The sequence below is a fragment of the Synechococcus sp. ROS8604 genome, from assembly GCF_014279655.1.
Taxonomy (GTDB): Bacteria; Cyanobacteriota; Cyanobacteriia; order PCC-6307; family Cyanobiaceae; genus Synechococcus_C.
Window position 1 is genome coordinate 1,542,710 of record NZ_CP047946.1, and the last position, 18,547, is coordinate 1,561,256.

The following is an 18,547-nucleotide window of genomic DNA, read 5'->3' on the forward strand; positions in this document are numbered from 1 at the left end:
CCAATTACAACTGACCTTATTAATTTCATTGTACCAGATGTCTTTACACAAAAGCAACGGGAAGTTTATATGAACTTTTTTAGACCAATGGATTATCCGATTCTGAGTATTTACAAAAAATCGATATAAATATCTGCAATTACCTAGTCTGACCATAGAATTGATATTACTTGCTTATTACCTCGCCAATCTTCATCACATCAGAGCACATAATATAGTGCAACTTTATTACAGGTTATCACTTGCATCAGAGAATATATCCCTGCAGGCCAGACAGAGCAAACTTAAATCAGTCAGCATTCTGCAATTTATCATAAAGGAAGCAGTGATTTGCCAAGAAAGCGATCAAGGTTGAAACTATTCTCTAGGTTGGCTTCCCCTTCATGGCAAAATTGAACAGTCAATATTGGCAATAGACAGCCAATATTGAATTCAACTTTTGATTGCGTTGACCGTTCATGCCGATTCTCCCGTCTGGTGCTTCAATCGATCCGAATTGGCTCAGTGAACAGTTAAATCTGCGTGTTGATGAGCTGGAGATTGAGTCCTTGGGAGTACCACAGGGATTCACCTCGAACACGATGCGCCTTCGCCCGCGTGGGCCTTCCGATGCTCTTCCGTCATCGTTAATTCTCAAAATCGACAGTGATGATCCGCAAAGCCGGGAAATAGCCCTTCTTCTCAATTGTTTTCGCAGGGAGGTGGGTTTTTATCGATCCTTTGCGCCACAGCTGTCTTCATTGGTGCCTCAAACCTATGCAACTGGAAATGGCTCCAGCGATGAGGGTCGTTGGTTGTTGCTGGAAGACCTGTCGATGATGGCTGTTGGAAACCAAGTACGCGGCGTCACAGCAGATGCCTGTTCTCAGGTTCTGGATGCGATTGCCCAGGTTCACGCACGATTCTGGAATGCCTCGGATTTGCTTCACCATGACTGGTTACCTGATCACCAATTCTGGTTTCAAGGCAGCACCGAGACCCTGTCCTCGTTTCATCGCAACTTCCTTGATGATTACGAGCTGCGTGTAGAACCTGAAGTTCTCAAAGCGATCGACCTGGTGATCGAGCATTCACAGGCCATCGACGAAGCGATGGCGCAGCGACCGTCAACCCTTGTCCATGGCGATTTGCGCGTTGAGAATGTGCTGTTTGCAAAAAACAACACGCAGCGTGACGTTGTGGTGCTCGACTGGGGCACCCCCACACGCTCGATGGCTGCAATCGATCTCGCTTACCTCATCGGCGGGGGCGTGCCGATGCCCGCCCGACGCGGACGACTCCGTGAACTCTGCAAACTTTGGCATCAGAGTCTGAAAACTTACGGCGTGAAGGATTACACGCTCGCCGAGGCCTGGGCTGACGTGCAACTGGCAGCCTTGCGCTGCCTAAGTTCCGTGCTTCTTCTGCACAACTGGCAGCTAGATCCCAACATCAGCTCCCGGGCCATTTTGCTGAATGATGAATGGATTGAGAGATCCTGTGCTCTCATCCTGGAGCTCGAAGCGCTCGAGGCGCTTCCATCCCTTGTCTAAGTGGCGAGCCTTAAGATCTCGAACATGGCTTTGATCTCCGCAACACCTGCGAAGACTTAATGAATGGCGAAGGCGCGGTAGATGTCGGGGTGGGATTCGCCTACGCCCTCAACATCGAAGCCACAGCGCAACCCCCGCTAGCCGAGCGCAGAAAGATCAACTGATAAAACCACACCAAACCATAACCAAATGACTTTTGGTGCTTCCACGAGCATGCAAGAGGTTTCAGTTCCAGTGATCCCCCACTTAGGGGGTAATCAGGATTCGCATCAGCTCAACAAAAACCTTCACGATTGGAATTTGGCTGCTTCTTAGGCAAGTGGCCTACGGAATGTCATGAGCCGGCTTACACCGATTGAGGGGTCATCGTTTGGTGCATGGTTTCGATGACGTCCTCTGCCAGTGGTTGGCTTTCCTCAGCAGGAATCAGCACCTCGAGGTAGGCCGCTCCTTGATGAGCATTGATCGCAGCGAATGCCTGCTCCAGCTCCGCCACGGTGCCAGCCCGCCCGCACCACCAGCCGCTGCATCCAAGCGCAGCCGGCAGATCCGCAAAGCGCCATGGGGGCAGATCGTTGTAAGCATGACCCGTTTCACTGATCAACGCCTCGATCCCATGGAGACCGTTGTTTAAAACAATCACCACAGGATTAACCCCTGTGAAGCCCATCACCCCGATCTCCTGTGCCGTGAGCTGATGGGCGCCATCACCGGTCACGAGAACAACTCTCCGCTCCGGTTCCGCCAGGGCGCATCCCAGAGCCGCGGGAGTGCCCCATCCGATCGATCCCCAAAGGGTCTGACTTTCCATGCTCACACCGGCCGGCAGTCTGATCGCGTTGAGCTTCAGCAGGCATGTGCCGGTATCGGAGACCAACAGATCGGTGGGGCGCAGGAATTGCTGCAAGCGAGGGTAAAAAACAGCCGAATCAGTGCGCTGATCAGCGGCTCCGCTGAGGGGAAGGAATGGAGCGGGCTGGACAGGACGCTGCTCTCCCCAGGAGCTCAGACGCTTAGGGGAGTGCTGAAAACGCTGCGTCAGACCCGCCAGAACATCACTGATGCTCACACTCGTGAACACCCGGTCACCGGCTTGAACCCAGTCGGCGTGCAACGCAATAATCCGCTTGGGATCAAGGGAGCCACTCCAAAGGCCTGTGTTGAGATCCTCCAGCACTAGACCCCCTAGATCGATCAGCAGATCGGCGTCCTCAACCACGTTGCGCAAGGCCGCAGGCGTTGACCGGCCGCCGTTGTACATCCCAAGGAAAGCGGGGTGCTCCTCACTCAGAAGCGCCTTGTCCATCGGCGTGGTGGCATAAGACAGACCAGAGGCCTTGAGGAAGGCCTCAAAGGCACTCACCAGGCCGAAACGCTTCAAGGTGACGGTGGGAAGAACCATGGGTCTGGATGCGGCGGCAATCCGTGCCATCAGGAGATCAAGCACAGCCTCCAGTTCGCCAGCAACACTGTCGTGTTGATCGATCACACCAAGCGGTGATCCCTGGATCGGCGTACCGGTGATCGGCATCAGAGCCAGATCCATCGGAAAGGTGAGATAAGCAGGCCTGGATTCCTCCAGCGCCTTATCAATCACGCGCTCCAGTTCAATCACGGCATTTTCGGGCGTGAGCCGGGCGCTCACACAACTTGCGGAGGCGGAGATCGCCTCAAAGCGCTCATAGTTGCGATCTCCAAGGGTGTGATGACAAATCAGTCCTTGGCGCACGATCCGCAGACTGGGGGTACCAACCAAATGGAACACAGGCAGTCGCTCAGCCATCGCACCCATGAGGCCATTGAGTGCACTCAATTCACCCACGCCGTAGGTGGTGCAGACGATGCCAGCCCCACGGCGGCGGGCATAGCCATCGGCTGCATAGGCCGCATTGAGTTCATTCGCTGATGGTACCCACGTCAGCCGCGGATGCACTTCCACCGCATCGTTGATGGGAAAGGCATAGTCACCCGGCACACCAAACACATGGCCGATCCCAAGATCTGCGAGACGATCCAGGGTATAGGTCACAACAGAAGGAGCCATTGAACCGGTATTGATGATTCGTGGCTAAGTCTGATCGTGGTTGCCCTCTAAAGCCATACGACACCCGTGATCGGCAACGAAAACTAACTTGCGTGTTAGGGCAAGTTCAATCAAGCAGGAAAAGATTCAAAACACTTCCCCTAGTGTCCATAAAAGTCTCAAATAGCACCTGTAAGAACTGGGTTTACAGACATGTAATTAGCATCGTCGCGAGACGAGATGGGATCGAGACTAACCAGTAATTTTGTAGCTGATCCCGTGGGTTGTGCCGGGATGGTCATCAAAACATCACCGCCTTGATCCGGAAGGAAATGGACGCAACCTTTTAAGCCCTGAGGTGTGACAGCCCAAAGGCGATATAACTGCCCCTCAGGGGCTTGTGGTAACTGATTCAAGGTGAGGAGATTGCTTCCCTGCGTGGGACGAATCAGCACTTCACCATGCGCTTGTTGCATCGTGCCCGACTGGGTGGCGTGAAGCGCTACGGCACGGTCACCGGGCTGAAGGGTGATGAAAGACGTTTGAGAATTGAGGCTGGCAATCTTCAACTTCGAGCGATATAAATCTCCACCGGTTACTGCCAGAACCAGCAGCAAGCCGCCAATCAACCAGTTCTGAGAATTCGAAGGTCGTGGTCGACGGGCTGACCGTAGAAGTCGTTCCTTTACTGCATCACAGAGAGGAGGTGCCGATTGCTGCTCCATTCGATGGCTTGCTGATTCGAGAGCATCAAGCAGCCCTTGATCTTCAGCGATCCATGATGGATTGTCCGTGAGTGCACGGCGTTCATCAGCACTGAGATTGCCGAGCACCTGACCAGCAAGAAGTTCATCGCGCTCGCTAAAGCCATCGTTAGGAGGAGATTTGGAAGCCATGATCAACCCTCCTGCTGTGGGGAGAGAGCCTCGCGAAGTTTGAGCAATGCACGGCGGCTGATCGTTTTCACGGTTCCCAAGGGCAAGTCCAACGTGGAGGCAATCGTGCTCTGGCTGATATTTTCGCGGTAATTCATGGCAAGAATCTGTTGTTCACGGGTGGAGAGCTGAGCCAAGGCCCGCTCTAGATGGATGCGGGCCTCAATGGCATGAAGATCAACGGGATCGTGTTGTCCACATCCAGGCCTGAAGCACTGAAGGATGCGGCGGCGGTTGAGACGTTGATTCAGCCTGTTCAAGCCCATCGATCGAGTGAGCAGCAAGAGATAGGAACGAATTGAGCTGCGATCTGAATCAAAGCCTCCCCGCTGCAGAAGCAGGAAGACATCGTGGGTCAGGTCTTCAGCCTCCTGCTGTTGAGACAGAAGGCTGTACGCCAATCGATGAACCGCTGCTGAATGTTCGTCGTAGAGACGGGCAAGGTCCTCCGTTCGAATGGGTTCTTTCGCACTCACATCTGGGCTTGCTGCTGCAGATCCTGGAAACCAGTCCAGAGATAGATCATGCCAAACGTCAATAAAACGATTGCACTGATCCCTGAGATCTGCTCATCGCGTTCGAGCAACTGCCGGCGAAGACCACCGAGTTCAACACCTAAACCCGCCAACAAAATCACCATGGTGTAGCCAACGGCATACAAAACCATGGCTGCTGTTGCCAAGGGTGGGGAACCAGAGGCGGCAGCCGCACTAAGAACGGCAGCAAGCACAGGGCTGGCGCAGGGTGATGTCACAAGGGCGAAGGTGAAACCAATTAAAAATGCGCCGATAGGTAATCGCTTGATCCACCTCGGCGCCCCAATCGCTCCCAATGTGAGCCGATGCCAGGGAAATCGCAGGCCCCAACCTTTGAGTTGCAAAGCCATGGCAATGACGATCACACCTGCCGCCATCAACAAGCCACCACGATGATCAATGATCAGTGCTCCGGCAAGGGATGTGAACAACCCAAGGATGCTGTAAGCCGAAACCACGCCAAGACTGAACTGAATCACCTTGCCAGGGTTAGGACGTTGCTGCTTTTGAGCACCAAGATAGGAAAGTTGAACTGGGAGAAGACCAGGGCACAGGGCGAGACACTGGCAATCAGTCCACCACCGAAGGCCAAGACTGGCAGCCCCAAGACCGCCCAATCATGGTTCCCTGTCCAGCGCGTGAGCCAGTCGGCGTAGCTCTGGCTAATCGTTAGAACAGCCAACTCAATTCGGCCGGCAAAAACAGCTACCACTGCACCAGCCAGAGCAAGAAAAAGCAACGCTGTCCGACGGGACAGCCAAAACATCGAGCTGAACATCGACATCTTTACTTAGCGGCGGATCATGGAGCGCGTGGTATTGATGGCCCGGAGATAAGGATCAAGTTCAGGTTGGGCACGAAAGGTGCTGACGCTGACACCGTTTTCTGGATTGAATATGCTCACCAAACTTGTTTGACTGCGGTGTTTGTTGAAGAAATCAGCAAGACCGAGCTCTTGCGCGCGCGCAGCAGATCTCTTGGCAGAAGCAGTATTTGAAACATCGAAGCGCACCCAATGCACGTTGTTCCCTTCCTGTTTACGGAGGGTTTGCACAGCAGGCTTAATGGTCTGGCAAGCAGGACACCATGAGGCATAGATCTCAACAAACACAGGCTTGCCTTGAAGAGACGGCGCAAGTGGAGAGGCCGCAAGGGCTGGTTTTACGACGATGGACGCAAGAGGAACCACTGATCGTGGCAGCAAGGCTGCAGATAAAGGAACGAAGCCACCGACGAGCAGACTGATGTCCAGAACACGTTGTTTCAAAGCAGGATTGAATCACTACGATCCATACCCGTAGGGGTCCGGTTTGGATTCAAACTCCTGCGTGAACCCAGCAGGCAAGAGATCGAAAACCTCATGACCAATCCGATCAAAGGGCTCGTGGAGCAAGTCGGAATAATCTGCACTGAAGCTGCTCATCCATGCCGTTAAGAAGATTCACCTTGCATTATCTACAGATCGGATCGATGACTCCATCAGGGATTACAGCAAAAGGCTGGGGATCAAACCCTCCGTCGTCGTCGCCAATGAATATGCGCTTTGGCGAACTGATGCCGTGAATCTTTCCATTCGCCAAGATTCAAGTTGTAGATCAGGACACTTGAGACATCTTGGATGGGAGGACAGCCAAACAGTGGCCTTGGTGGCCGCTGCTCCCACCCAGTATTGAGTTGCTGGAATGGGTTTGAAAGGTGAGTCCCTGAGTTGTCCCTGATTTTTTGTGCAACTAGGCAAGAGTTTGTGCATCTCGGGAAAACACTGAAGGCAGTACTCAGGAATCGAAGTCGTTAAAAACCTGTTCGTGATAGTTAACCGATTGAGCCTGTTGCGGATGGATTGAAAAACCTCACAAGCAGCGAAACGCTAGTGAGGCCAAGTGGGGCTCAGAAGTAGATCCCAAGCAAGACAGCCGGAATCTCGAGAGTCTCAGGCTCATCGCATTGGCTGGCTTGTTCAGCCAGTTGTGCAAGAGCGATTGATTCCGGTGGAAGCGGAACGCTGCACTCGCACAAATTGCCTTCTTTCCCAGGGAAGCGATTACCCATGAAGAAGGGCGGTCGCTCCCAATCGCGAATCATCTGATCTCCGTTGTCGTCCAGTTGTCCGGTGCGGTGCTCCAACTTGCCGTCGATGGTTTGCCCCCACCGATCCCATGCTTGAGCCTCATCAGCAAAACGCTGATCAGGGCAGGGGATCTTGAGGATGTCGGCGGCGCGGCAGATATGCCGGAACCACCAACCTGACCAGTTCAGAACCAACACGTAGTCAACAATTTCATCCCGATTACAGACACCCGTGGCGATATGCCATGGGGCAGGTCTGGGATGAGCATGACGAACGTTCTTTTCGAGAAGTGTCAGTAGTCGTGGCAATGCTGTTTTGAGGAATGCACGCTTTCGTTTGGAACACGTGCCATCAAGAGCAACGTCTTCTGTGACAGACCAGATCGTCCAATCCAAGTGGCTTTCAGTTGTACCGATGCCATCGGGGACAAGTTGCGCGCTCATTACACACTAAATGGTTTGAGTGGACGCAAAGGCGAGAGACCCACACGCTGCCTTTCGCTATTCATCACCTGACGACTCTGTTCAAGGAGCTGTCGACGAGCCTGTCGTTGTTTTTCCCTGCAAGTCTTTCCAGCATCAAACGTCTGGGCGCTTTCCAGACAGGTTTGGCCAGAGTTGAGCAGCGCAAGGCGCTGGTCATAACTGCTCAGCAACCAATCACGACGAGCTTCGAAAAGTTGTTGTTTTTGGGTATCGGTGAGCTTCGACTCTTCTTGGAGGCGACGCTTCTCGATGCGCTCCTGAATGCGACGCTCAAAACGAGATTGCGCTTGGACCTCGCTTTGCTGCAGCGTGGCTGCTGTGAGTGCAATGGAAGGAATCAAAAGTGCTGTGCTCAAGCGAACAGACCAATGCGACCTATCCGACTGGCGATCGGTTGAACCAATGCCATCTGAAGCAAATTTTGAGTTCATCAAAGATCAATCCGCCTGTGAAGCGGAGCGTGGTGTTCGGATTTGTTCGAATGTCCTAAGACCCGCCAAAACGGGGATGTCTCTTAAGACTTCTCAAAACTAGCAACACTGTCAAACCCAACCGTGCTGGCAATCTTGTTTCTGAAGGGGGCTATACACAACAAACTCTCGAGCGCTTGGGTGCCAACTTTGAGATACGGATAAACTAAATTAAGAAATGAAAGGTTTTAATTTTTATAAAACTAAACTTTTGCCATGTATCGAAATCATTTTTTACTTTAAATTTTTAAACTAAACCATCGCTTTCAAACGGCTGTTTTGTTGGCTACAAGCCGAACAAATCAAGTGTCAGGCTGAAGTGAGGAATGATGATGGGAAATTTTCCATTCTCCATCTTCAAGCATGTAGATAAAACTATAGCGAGCTTCTGCCGTGGTTCCATCATGGAAGCTAAAGCTATAGAGCCCAGCATCCTGGATCATGTTGCAACCAATAATAATCTCACGCTGATCGATGGAACCCTTGGGGCTTTTCTCTAGAAAATGCTTAAAATAATCGACAATTGTGTCATGGTCGGTTCGTGGCAAGTCGGACAGTGTAGGGAGCAAGATTGCATCACGGCTATATAACATTGCAACTTGTTCAGGGTCTTTGGTTTGCAATGCTGCATTCCACCGATCAAAGAGTTGTTGTACCTCACTTTGAGAAATGAGAGCGCATCCACTCACGCCATCTTTGAGCAATTCGTCGTATTGAAGATCAAGCAATTCAAGATCAAGCCAAATCAAGCTATTTCTCGGTAAGAGCGAGCTGTTGGACAAGCAACTGGGACGGTCCCGCGGGCCCAGGCGCCATCGATACTTCTGTCCCACTGAACTTCCTAAAAGTTCCGATTCAATCCAATGAGGCAGCTGGCCTTGGCCAATCGCCATTGAAAAAATCTGACGCCCCGTGGACAGCCTCTCACTCAAATCGGTCGCCTTCATGGAAACCGTCAGTACGGTTTTGGAGCCAGCGGAAGCGGTGGAGTGCATCATCAGCAGTTCGAGTCGCTCTTAGCGCTGGCGTTGACCCAAGACTATATGAGAATGATTATCATTCGTGATCCGCTAGCGGCGATGGCCGGGCTGCAAGCGCGACAAGGGCGAATCCCTTCCTGATCGGAGCGGCACCAACGGGAAGGACGCCTGCCTGGCAAGATGAAATGAGAATCATTCTCATAATGACAAGCTCTCCTGCTTCTGAGGTGCCCGTCACAATCCTCAGTGGATTCCTGGGTGCTGGAAAGACCACGTTGCTGAACCACATTCTCAGCAATCAGGTAGGCGTGAAGACCGCAGTTCTGGTCAACGAGTTTGGAGAAATCGGCATCGATCATGACCTGATCGTTACGACCGAAGACAACATGGTCGAATTGAGCAATGGCTGCATCTGCTGCTCCATTAACGATGAGCTCAAAGATGCCGTCGAGAGGATTCTGGAAAGACCAGACAAAATGGATTACATCGTGGTCGAAACGACAGGGCTTGCCGATCCTCTCCCGGTTGCGATGACGTTCGGGGCCACGGAATTACGTGACGCAACACGTCTCGATTCCATCATTACTTTAATCGATGCTGAAAATTTCAACGACGAAGTGCTGCACACGAAGATAGGACGCGCTCAGGTGATTTACGGCGACATCTTATTACTCAATAAAACTGATCTCGTTTCCAAGGAACGCCTTGAAGAAGTGGAAAATAAGCTGCGTGATATAAAAACTGATGCACGAATCATGCACACCATCCAAGGGAAGGTACCCCTTCCACTTCTACTGAGCGTGGGCTTGTTTGAGTCTGACAAGATCGTGAATCAGGACGACCACAATCATCACGAACACGAACACGAACATCACGGTCATAGCCATCATGACCATGGACATCACCACAGAGATCATCAAGACCATGAAGCCATTGAGGGGTTCACCTCCCTGTCGTTTGAAAGCGACGGCCCTTTTTCATTACGCAAGTTTCAGAATTTTCTCGACAACCAACTACCGCAAGAAGTATTCCGGTCCAAGGGAATCCTTTGGTTTCAGGAAAGTGAACGCCGGCATGTGTTTCATTTGACAGGCAAACGCTTCTCAATTAATGACAGCGATTGGACTGGAAAACGAAAAAATCAGATCGTCATGATCGGACGCGACATCAATCACGATTCTTTGCGAAAACAACTAGAAGCCTGTGTAGCCAAAAATCCGGATTAAGTAACAGACTAGTTATAATTTCTCTCGTGATCAATTTCCTCTTAATTCACTACTCGAATTGAAATTCCTGAAATTAAAGATGAAGGACATGGGTTTTTAAGCACTTCAGAACATGCAAACAAAGGGATCTAAAACCTCACAGCGCGACCAGCACTGGCCTTGGTGGCCGCAGCTGCCAATTAGCCCCCAGTTGAAGAGATCAATCTCAAGGGCTTGTTCCTGAGTAGTCCCTGGAATTTTGTGCAACTGGACGTGATTGTGGGCTAGTGCTGAGGCGCAGCCTGAATAGCTATCAGTGTGGCCCTTGTCACCACTTTTGAAAGCTGACGCTGAACTCGATCTAGAAATCGGCGTTCTTGCTAATGGCCGAACGCCTGCACCAGGGGATGTCAGCAAGATGAACGTGTCTGTGGCTGGCAACGATGTCGATGGAGTTCATTAGCACGCTCGGCTTGTGGGTATGGCATTCCTCTGCGGGATCCAAGCCTTGTCAAAAACCAACCAACAGATTCTGCAGGACGGTTTGAGCAGCCCACTGGTGTTTGAGCTGCTGGAGCGACAGGGGGCCAAGACGCCTGAGCAGCGATACGCCGTCATCCAGGGAGCCTGCCGTTCATCCCAGCTGCCTGCGATCGACTGTGGAGCGTCGAGACGCCGAAGGAACTACTGATCAAGAGGCGTCTTGGAGTCGTGCTGGCCATCGAGAACCCCCCACCACACGGGGTGTGATGAGGTTGTCTTGGTTGTCCTTCACCTCTTGCAGGGGCAGGCAGAGCCAGCATCTTCAGAACTCAATCATTTGAGATTTAATCCATAGATGGTTGCAAATTCATCCTGGAACGGAGAGGTTTTAAGAAGTTCGCTGATTCCCAGTTCATCCTGCCAATCGGTGATCGACTTTTCCCAGCCCTCTTCCCAGCGAGGCGAGAACAGTTCAGGAATTTTCTGGCCAACTGCAATGCCAAAACCGATTGCATCCCAGATCAGCCTGCGCTCAATTGGTGCGTAGGCACCGCGCAGCATCCATGACGTAAGAGTTCCTATATCAGTGGGGACTGATCCAGTGCTTGCATAAAACGCCGTCGCAGCAGCTTCACCTGCCACTGTGATCGGAAGACCAAGAATCGTGTGGTGAATGTCATGCAACCGGAAAGCTCTGGTTCTCGCGAATTCTTCATCAGTTTGAGATTCTGGTATCTGCGATTGAACAACTAAAAAACAAATTCCAAGCTTCTCAAGGCGACGATGCACGCACCAACCAAGGCTCCCTTGAGGCATAGCAGCCATTTGCTCAAGATCTGGCCATAGTGGTGAAGGCCGGTTGACCAGTAGCTCCTGAACTTTTGGGGTGGCTAGGATCCTTTCAATACAATCTTTCTGCAACTTGGTACTGCCTGGAATTCCTAAATATCGGCCATGTTGAAAGATCCTTTCAGGCTGCTTTGCTGTCTGCAGAATCGAAATCCCTAGCTTTGTGACACCCTCTGAAAATGATGAGCGCACGTAGTTCTTTTGTTCTGTAACCATCAGTGGATGAAACTCTGCAATCAATGTTGCTGAAAACCCAGAAGATTTCTTCCCCCGAAAGGGTGATTAGTTTCTGAGACTTTGCTGAGTCAGCAGGGATCTGCTTGATAAGTCGAGAGACGGCAGCCGTGGCGCCAAGACGAAGGCCGCACCTGCGGTGAATCTAAAGCCAAACAGAGCTGGTCCTGCTGGCCGCTGCTACCACTCAGCAATGTTTGATTGCAGTGAGGCAACTGGGCAGGTTTATGTGCAACTCGGGAAAACACTAAAGGCAGTACTCAAAACCGAATGAGCCTGTTGTGAATGCGTTGAAAAACCTCACGAGCAGCGAACCACTCGTGAGGCCAAGTGGAGATCAGAAGTTTGGCCCGAGCAAATCAGCCTGAACCTCGAGATTCTCAGGCTCATCGCATTGGCTGGCTTTTTCAGCCAGTTGTGCAAAAGCGATTGATTCCGGCTGGAGCGGAACGCCGCACTTGCACACATATCTGCTACCGCAAGGAAACGATTAAGCATGTAAGTGGGTAGAGCTTTGATGGCTCACACAGCAACTCAGCCCTTGATCAATACTAAAGGTGCTTCGCTGTAACTGATGACAACTCTCCTTTTTACCCGGTTTAGCGATCAATTCAGCAATCCACAGCACTTTTGAGGTCATACTGCTCACTCATCAACACCTTTTAGCCTTGGATTGATCCCATGAATCAAAAGCAAATCAATCACTCTTGGCATATTTTTAATATTTCAAGAAAGGCTGAAGCGAGATGACATGATTGATTCCCATATAAAAAGTTACACAGGCAAGCCAAATCTGTAGGATGATAAAATAGCGTTTCCTCCCAATCTTTTAATTGTCAGTTACTGATTCACGTCCAATCCCTTTAAACAGACGTGCTGCACTCTTTGAGCTCTTGCTAGCGATCACTTCTGAGCAAGTAGGAACTGCAGCTATGAAGGCCTCAGAGGGATTTACATCACTTGGGCCAACGATCTTGGCGATTGTTGGTTATGTATTTTCGCTAATATTTTTTGGAAGATGCATGCGGATTCTGCCTATGGGTTTTGCCTATGCACTTTGGGTTGGCCTTGGAATGATCACTGCATCAGTGATAGGAGTTGTTCTATTTAAAGAGACACTTAGCGTATCTGTCGTCATCGGCCTTGCAGTCATCGCAGCGGGCATTCTTGTACTTAACTCTGCGCAAGGAGAATCGGTCTAATGTGGTTTGGGTATCTAATTCTTTTCTTGGCCATCATCTCCGAAAACATCGGAACAACCTCCCTTAAAGGTTCTAATGGTTTAACTCGTCCTTTACTTGCAGTTGGTGCATTTGCAGGATACAGTCTAAATTTTCTTTTAATGAGTCAGGCACTCAACAGAATCCCACTCGCCATTGCCTATGGAATATGGTCGGGATTGGGCATGGCTATCGTTTCACTGCTTGGTGTTTTGATTTATAAAGAGTCGTTTAACTGGAAGATGGCAATTGGGCTTGGTCTCGTCTTGCTCGGTGTGATTATTATGAGCTCTCCTGAATCCACCAGTCTGCCAAGGATGGTTCAATAATAAGATAGTTTTATTGAGTACGTAAGCCAGTTGAGTATAAAAGCCAACAGTAGTGAGTCCCCCTTAACTTTAACAAAGAGTGTGGTAGTTGGAGCTTGTGTAAATCCTGCCGACCAGCACTGGCCTTGGTGGCCGCTGCTGCCACTTAAGAGTGTTGGATTGCAGTGGATTTAAGGGGGTGATCCCTAAGTTGTCACCGGTTTGATGTGCAACTGGGGAGGTTTATGGGCAACTGCTCGACTCCCAAACAGTCATGACAAAGCTAGGGACTTTGAATCGGCGGGGCTGGGATCCGTCGTTGTGACCCTTGTTTCAGTCTTATGGGAATCAAGCGTGAACGGCTTGAAGAATGGTTCCTGAGGATCTTGAACCCTGGGTTCAGCTCAGTCGTCGATAGCAGCGGAAGAAAGAGGACTCGGTTTGGCTGGTGATCAGGCAAGAAGGGATATTCATTCAGATCAAGGCCGATGCAGCAACGCGACATGCTCAGTACATTCTCGTGAGCTACTACCCCTTGTCAGCACGACTTGGGAAACCCATCAGGCAGCAGCGGATTCTTAGCACCTAGGCATCGAAGTATGGATCAACCTGCAGACAATCGGTTGGCAACGCTGCACGCCTCCACAAGAAAAAGAATGCACGATCAGGACCAAATTTTTTTTGTAGCTCGAATATCGTTTAAATCAAATAAAACGACTCAATTCAGAGTTTTTTCATCTTTATGCGTGCTCTCCCAATCGCTTTGACCTTGGGCCTTGTTTTTGGCGGATTGGCTGAGCGGGGACCGATCGCCCATGCTCAATCCGTTGATGTCACAAACATCAAAGATGAACTTAGCCCCGGTGAGTTCAGGGCCTATGGAGAAAGTTCACCTAAGAAACTGAGGTCTCGCCTTGGTGAACTCACATTTACCAAGGGTGGTTTTGCAGGCGGTTACCCCAGTCTTGAGACCATCGATACTCTTAAGAATGAGCTCGATTTTCACAAGGCAACACAGGCGTACATCTGGGCCGTTCCGATTGTCAGTTATGCCCGATGGCTTGAGTCCCATGAAGAGCTTTTCGGGGCCAAGGATGGCCAGATCGTGCGGATGACCTCTCCTAAGGCGAAGCAGGGAATTCTCACGGCAAATGCCACGACTCCCTATGCGGTTGCCTTTGCCGATCTTTCCAGAACAGGGCCATTAGTTTTCGACATTCCTAAAGGAATGTCAGCAGGGGTTGTCAATGACATCTGGCAGCGTGGCATTCATGATTTCGGGATGTCTGGTCCGGATCAAGGCAATGGCGCGAAGCTACTCGTCCTTGCGCCTCAGATGGCCATCCCCGATGGGTTGGATACCAATGAGTACACCGTCATTCGCAATGGCTCGAACATTGCGTTTTTTGGGATAAGGGCTCTGATGCCTGATCCTGCTGAGGCGGATCAGCTGTTATCAAGTTTCCGCATCTTTCCCTATGCAGAGCGTGCCAATCCCACCCTTCATTCAATCATTGATGTGGATGAAAGCACGGAGTGGGGGCAATGGCAGCCCCATGGGATGGCCTACTGGCAGTCATTGAAAAAAATCATGGATCGCGAAGTTTTTGAAGATCGCGATCGCTTCTTTTTGAGCATGCTCGCCTCGCTTGGTTTGGAGAAGGGCCAACCCTTGCAGCCCACGGCGGCTCAGGCTGAGGTCTTGAAAGAAGCTGCAGTGATCGGTGAGGCCATGATCAAGTCGATCACCTTTGACAAGCCCTTCTCAAACGATGATCTTTACAAGGGCACGCATTGGGATCAGCTGATGGTGGTCACGGTGGATGACCGAGATGGTGATATGGATCAGCTCTATCGCAGGGCCGCTTTTACCTGGGAGGCTGTTTCAAGGGGCAAGGCTTATTACATCGAGCAGGCAGGCATCGGACAGCAATACCGGACGGCTTACAAGGACGGCAATGGCAACTTTTTGGAAGGCGACAAGCACTACAAGCTGACGATGCCGCCCAACGCGCCGGCTGAAGTGTTCTGGTCGATTGTGGTTTATGACGTCAATTCGCGCACGCTAATTCTCAACGATGAAGGCAGGGCTGCACTGAGCTCCAGAACGGGTCTGATTGAGAATGACGATGGTTCAGTGACGTTGCACTTCAGCCCTGAATTGCCGGCCGGCGTTGATAAAGCCAATTGGATTCAGACCAATCCCAAGGAGAGCTGGTTCTCCTACCTGCGCTTTTACGGACCGACTCAGGCCTATTTCGATCAGACCTATCCCTTGCAAGACATCATGCTTGTGAACTAACGATTGCATGAGAAAGCCCCACCAAGGGGCTGATACCAGATGTTTCTACTCGGGACTCGAGATCAGTCCTTCCTTTCACTTCAATGTCTTCGGGCAATCCAACTCAACAATAAGGAGATAAGAGAATGAAAACCAAGCACTTCATCCTCACCGCCGCATTTCTTGCAGGATCAATTGCCGTTTCACCCCTTCAAGCGCAGGAGAGTCCAACCTATAAAGCGAAGGTTCCCGAGGTATTGCTAACTCCCGACAAGATGGAGAGCAGCTATCTCGGTGAACTGAGATTTCAAGACGGTTTTCCAACGAAGGAAACTGCCTCCAAAGTGAGCAACTTCGTAGACATCTCCCGTGCGGTCGAACTGTTCATCAATGGAACGCCAGCCGCTTCGATGTATGGAATGCTGAACGGGCACGTCAAAATCGGGCTCGAGCCCAACCACTCAGTAGGGATCACTGAGGAGTTGATGAATGCCCGTTCCCTGTGGCTCACGCCACAGACGACCACGCCTTACGTGCATGCGGAAATCGATGTGAAAGATGGCCCCGTGGTGCTCGAGATCGGTACACCGGTGCTCGGTTTTGTGAATGATGCCTTCTTCCGTTATGTCACGGACCTGGGGGTGGTCGGTGCCGACAAGGGCAAAGGAGGCAAATACCTCTTGGTGGGCCCTGACTATGAAGGGGAGATCCCCGAAGGATATTTCGTCTCCAGGACATCGACCTACCGTCATTGGGCGTTGATGCGTATTGCCGCCAAGCCCGGTGAAACCAAGGAGGCCATTGAGGCCTTCAAAAAAACCTTCAAGATTTACCCACTTGCCGACGCCAACAATCCCGAGCCGACTGGGTTTATCAATCTGTCAAACAAGCAATACAACACCATTCATGCCAATGACGCGAGCTTCTACGACGAGCTCAATGAAGTGATTCAGTATGAGCCCGCGACCGCTTGGGATCCTGAGCTCGTAGGGCAAGCTGGGGCGATTGGCATCAAAAAAGGACAGACGTTCAAGCCGGACGATCGGATGAAAAAGATCCTCACCGAGGCTTCCACCATCGCCAATGCCTATGCCCGGACCGTCGTCTTCAGCCCTCGCAATCAAGAGGTGTACTTTTACCCGGGGAAGCGTCAGTGGTATTCACCTCTGGCTGGAGGGAGCCATGAGTTTCTCAAAAATGGCGAGCGAGTATTAGATGATCGCCTGATCTTTTACTACTACGCCACGGGCAGCACCCCGATGATGGTCAAGCCAATGGTTGGCAAGGGTTCGGTCTATGCGATGACAACCACTGATGGCAATGGCGTGCCTCTGAATGGAGCGATGACCTACAAGGTGACGTTGCCAGCGCCGATTCCGGCCAAAGACTTCTGGTCCTTCATGGTCTACGACAATCAGACTCGTTCGATCCTCGAGACCGATCAGGTTACCGGTGGTTTGGATAGCAACTCAAAAGGTGTGAAACTGAATGATGACGGGTCTGCGACCGTTTATTTCGGCCCCAAGGCACCGGAAGGACAAGAAGGTAATTGGGTGCAGACCATGCCCGGCAAGGGATACAACGCAATCCTTCGTCTCTACGGACCGCTTGAACCATGGTTCGAAAAAACCTGGATGCCAGGCGACTTCGAATCAGTTAAATAGCTGGACAATTTACATTTAAGAAACGCATTTGCTTTTGATTGAAGTTGAGAGGAACTGGCTATGTAAGCCAAATTGTCTCTGGTTTTTTGTGCAACTGGTCGTGATTGCGAGCAACCGCTGGATGCAGCACCTGCATCCAGTTTTCGAACGGCATGATTGTGCCGCTCGATTCGTCGTTCCTGAAGAAGCAGCTGTCTTAACCGTTTTTCATTACTGCTTCTGGACCTTCACTTTCATGATCGCTCCAGGGGCTGGCACGTACGCACGAAGGACTCCATAAAAGTCTTTGCCGGTGGGAATTCCGTTTTTTCCACCCCCACTAGGACTCAGCGTGATGGTTGTTGTGCCGTCTTGGTTCGGCTCTGAGGAAAATGTGGTCTGATCGTAGATCTTCAGATCGTTTGGGATCAGCAGTTTGTTATCGGTTCCGTAGAGGGTCACTGAGAAGTAGCCGCCTGAGTTGTAGAGACCAGAGGGCACCGTCAGGGTGTAGGTCGCCTCACCTCGAAGTGGTGCGCCAGTGTCGTCGACCATGATCGCGCCGTACCGAACCGTGTCCGCTGGCGTTCCTAGTTGACCCAGCTTGACTCCGGCTGCGAGGTCCAGGAAGCTGATGTCGCCGCTGACCCGACCGAAAGCTTCGTCCGGGTTGAGATAGGAGATCACCGTATCGATCACGGCCTGGGCGTTCTGTGTTGTCTCTGAACTGAATTGCTGGACCTCACGCTGCATGTCTCCCTTACCACCCTGCAACTGGAATTGGCTACGGGAGGCGACAACGGCGTCAAGGTTGTCGACAACCACCATCCTGGTCAGCACAAGACCCTGATCCGTTTCAAGCTCGACCACCTCAAAGTCACCTGCAGGAACCGCCTGGCCTGGTCGCTTGAGCAGGATCGGCTTTGCTGGGTTGGTGATCACAGCCGGCACGTTGTGCTTCATATCGAAGACCGACACCGACAGGAATTTGTCGTAAGTCGGCGTTGTGAGAATCGCCGGGCCGTCTGAGATCGAAAACCAGTTGTAGCCGTAGTCAACAGTGGCTTGAGGCGTAACCACCGTCGTGTCGCTGGGATCCACCAAACCGGTGAACTTGAAGCTCCCCTTCTCGTTTTGCTCCAGCCAAGTGTTCATCATCTTGACCTGTTCCTGATTCGGATACTCCCTCAAGTACGACTCGACAGTTTCCTGCGCTGCTGCGATTGGACACAGAGTCAGCAGAGGCAGGAGACAGAGAAAACGACGAAGGCGGTGAGACATCTCAGAAATTCTTG

Annotated in this window: 20 protein-coding genes; 8 read left to right on the forward strand and 12 right to left on the reverse strand. The window is 51.4% G+C overall.

All coding sequences use genetic code 11. The annotated features are described in order from the left end of the window. Nucleotides 1–458 precede the first annotated feature (458 nt). Nucleotides 459–1,532, forward strand: coding sequence for a phosphotransferase (locus SynROS8604_RS08085; protein WP_186543586.1), 1,074 nt, complete (start codon nt 459–461; stop codon nt 1,530–1,532). A gap of 346 nt (nt 1,533–1,878) precedes the next feature. Here SynROS8604_RS08085 and SynROS8604_RS08090 read toward each other — a convergent pair whose 3' ends face one another. The 10 genes from SynROS8604_RS08090 to SynROS8604_RS08125 form a co-directional block, all read right to left on the reverse strand. Continuing rightward, a complete protein-coding gene (locus SynROS8604_RS08090; RefSeq protein WP_186543588.1) occupies nt 1,879–3,576 on the reverse strand; it encodes an alpha-keto acid decarboxylase family protein in 1,698 nt (565 codons plus the stop codon). Nucleotides 3,577–3,734: 158 nt separating this feature from the next. Next, a complete protein-coding gene (locus tag SynROS8604_RS08095) occupies nt 3,735–4,451 on the reverse strand; it encodes an anti-sigma factor (protein WP_186543589.1) in 717 nt (238 codons plus the stop codon). A gap of 2 nt (nt 4,452–4,453) precedes the next feature. Further along, the gene (locus tag SynROS8604_RS08100) at nt 4,454–4,966 is read right to left on the reverse strand and encodes a sigma-70 family RNA polymerase sigma factor (RefSeq protein ID WP_186543591.1); all 513 of its coding nucleotides are present in this window, start codon (nt 4,964–4,966) and stop codon (nt 4,454–4,456) included. Next, entirely contained in the window at nt 4,963–5,580 is a 618-nt protein-coding gene (locus SynROS8604_RS08105; protein ID WP_255445294.1) for a cytochrome c biogenesis protein CcdA, read from the reverse strand. Before SynROS8604_RS08105 ends, SynROS8604_RS08100 begins: the two co-directional genes overlap by 4 nt. Continuing rightward, nucleotides 5,502–5,810, reverse strand: a complete 309-nt coding sequence (locus SynROS8604_RS15860) for a hypothetical protein (protein ID WP_255445315.1) — start codon at nt 5,808–5,810, stop codon at nt 5,502–5,504. Before SynROS8604_RS15860 ends, SynROS8604_RS08105 begins: the two co-directional genes overlap by 79 nt. A gap of 6 nt (nt 5,811–5,816) precedes the next feature. Further along, nucleotides 5,817–6,230: a thioredoxin domain-containing protein gene (locus tag SynROS8604_RS08110; protein WP_222930083.1), complete on the reverse strand. Its 414-nt coding sequence runs from the start codon at nt 6,228–6,230 to the stop codon at nt 5,817–5,819. Between the two features lie 78 nt (nt 6,231–6,308). After that, entirely contained in the window at nt 6,309–6,449 is a 141-nt protein-coding gene (locus SynROS8604_RS15470) for a hypothetical protein (protein WP_222930084.1), read from the reverse strand. A 464-nt stretch (nt 6,450–6,913) separates the two neighbouring features. Next, entirely contained in the window at nt 6,914–7,537 is a 624-nt protein-coding gene (locus SynROS8604_RS08115; protein WP_186543594.1) for a hypothetical protein, read from the reverse strand. After that, nucleotides 7,537–7,935, reverse strand: a complete 399-nt coding sequence (locus tag SynROS8604_RS08120) for a hypothetical protein (RefSeq protein WP_186545895.1) — start codon at nt 7,933–7,935, stop codon at nt 7,537–7,539. The genes SynROS8604_RS08115 and SynROS8604_RS08120 overlap by 1 nt, the downstream gene beginning before the upstream one ends. Before the next feature lie 416 nt (nt 7,936–8,351). Further along, nucleotides 8,352–9,047, reverse strand: a complete 696-nt coding sequence (locus tag SynROS8604_RS08125) for an SgcJ/EcaC family oxidoreductase (protein WP_255444958.1) — start codon at nt 9,045–9,047, stop codon at nt 8,352–8,354. Nucleotides 9,048–9,232: 185 nt separating this feature from the next. On the opposite strand from SynROS8604_RS08125, the gene SynROS8604_RS08130 reads away from it, so the two are divergent. The 3 genes from SynROS8604_RS08130 (at nt 9,233) to SynROS8604_RS08135 (ending at nt 10,925) form a co-directional block, all read left to right on the forward strand. After that, complete coding sequence (locus SynROS8604_RS08130; RefSeq protein WP_186543595.1) at nt 9,233–10,255, forward strand: GTP-binding protein; 1,023 nt, start codon at nt 9,233–9,235, stop codon at nt 10,253–10,255. Nucleotides 10,256–10,559: 304 nt separating this feature from the next. Next, nucleotides 10,560–10,697: a hypothetical protein gene (locus SynROS8604_RS15475; protein ID WP_222930085.1), complete on the forward strand. Its 138-nt coding sequence runs from the start codon at nt 10,560–10,562 to the stop codon at nt 10,695–10,697. 45 nt (nt 10,698–10,742) lie between these two features. Beyond that, nucleotides 10,743–10,925, forward strand: coding sequence for a hypothetical protein (locus tag SynROS8604_RS08135; RefSeq protein WP_255444959.1), 183 nt, complete (start codon nt 10,743–10,745; stop codon nt 10,923–10,925). Between the two features lie 125 nt (nt 10,926–11,050). On the opposite strand, the gene SynROS8604_RS08140 is transcribed toward SynROS8604_RS08135, so the two are convergent. Continuing rightward, the gene (locus SynROS8604_RS08140; RefSeq protein WP_186543597.1) at nt 11,051–11,782 is read right to left on the reverse strand and encodes a Coq4 family protein; all 732 of its coding nucleotides are present in this window, start codon (nt 11,780–11,782) and stop codon (nt 11,051–11,053) included. A 911-nt stretch (nt 11,783–12,693) separates the two neighbouring features. On the opposite strand from SynROS8604_RS08140, the gene SynROS8604_RS08145 reads away from it, so the two are divergent. The 4 genes from SynROS8604_RS08145 (at nt 12,694) to SynROS8604_RS08160 (ending at nt 17,273) form a co-directional block, all read left to right on the forward strand. After that, nucleotides 12,694–13,002: a multidrug efflux SMR transporter gene (locus SynROS8604_RS08145; protein ID WP_255444960.1), complete on the forward strand. Its 309-nt coding sequence runs from the start codon at nt 12,694–12,696 to the stop codon at nt 13,000–13,002. Next, nucleotides 13,002–13,349, forward strand: a complete 348-nt coding sequence (locus SynROS8604_RS08150) for a multidrug efflux SMR transporter (protein ID WP_186543599.1) — start codon at nt 13,002–13,004, stop codon at nt 13,347–13,349. Before SynROS8604_RS08145 ends, SynROS8604_RS08150 begins: the two co-directional genes overlap by 1 nt. A gap of 721 nt (nt 13,350–14,070) precedes the next feature. Next, nucleotides 14,071–15,630, forward strand: a complete 1,560-nt coding sequence (locus SynROS8604_RS08155; protein WP_186543600.1) for a DUF1214 domain-containing protein — start codon at nt 14,071–14,073, stop codon at nt 15,628–15,630. A gap of 125 nt (nt 15,631–15,755) precedes the next feature. Next, entirely contained in the window at nt 15,756–17,273 is a 1,518-nt protein-coding gene (locus tag SynROS8604_RS08160) for a DUF1254 domain-containing protein (RefSeq protein ID WP_186543601.1), read from the forward strand. A gap of 210 nt (nt 17,274–17,483) precedes the next feature. Here SynROS8604_RS08160 and SynROS8604_RS08165 read toward each other — a convergent pair whose 3' ends face one another. Then, nucleotides 17,484–18,533, reverse strand: coding sequence for a DUF1214 domain-containing protein (locus SynROS8604_RS08165; protein WP_255444961.1), 1,050 nt, complete (start codon nt 18,531–18,533; stop codon nt 17,484–17,486). Nucleotides 18,534–18,547: the final 14 nt, after the last annotated feature.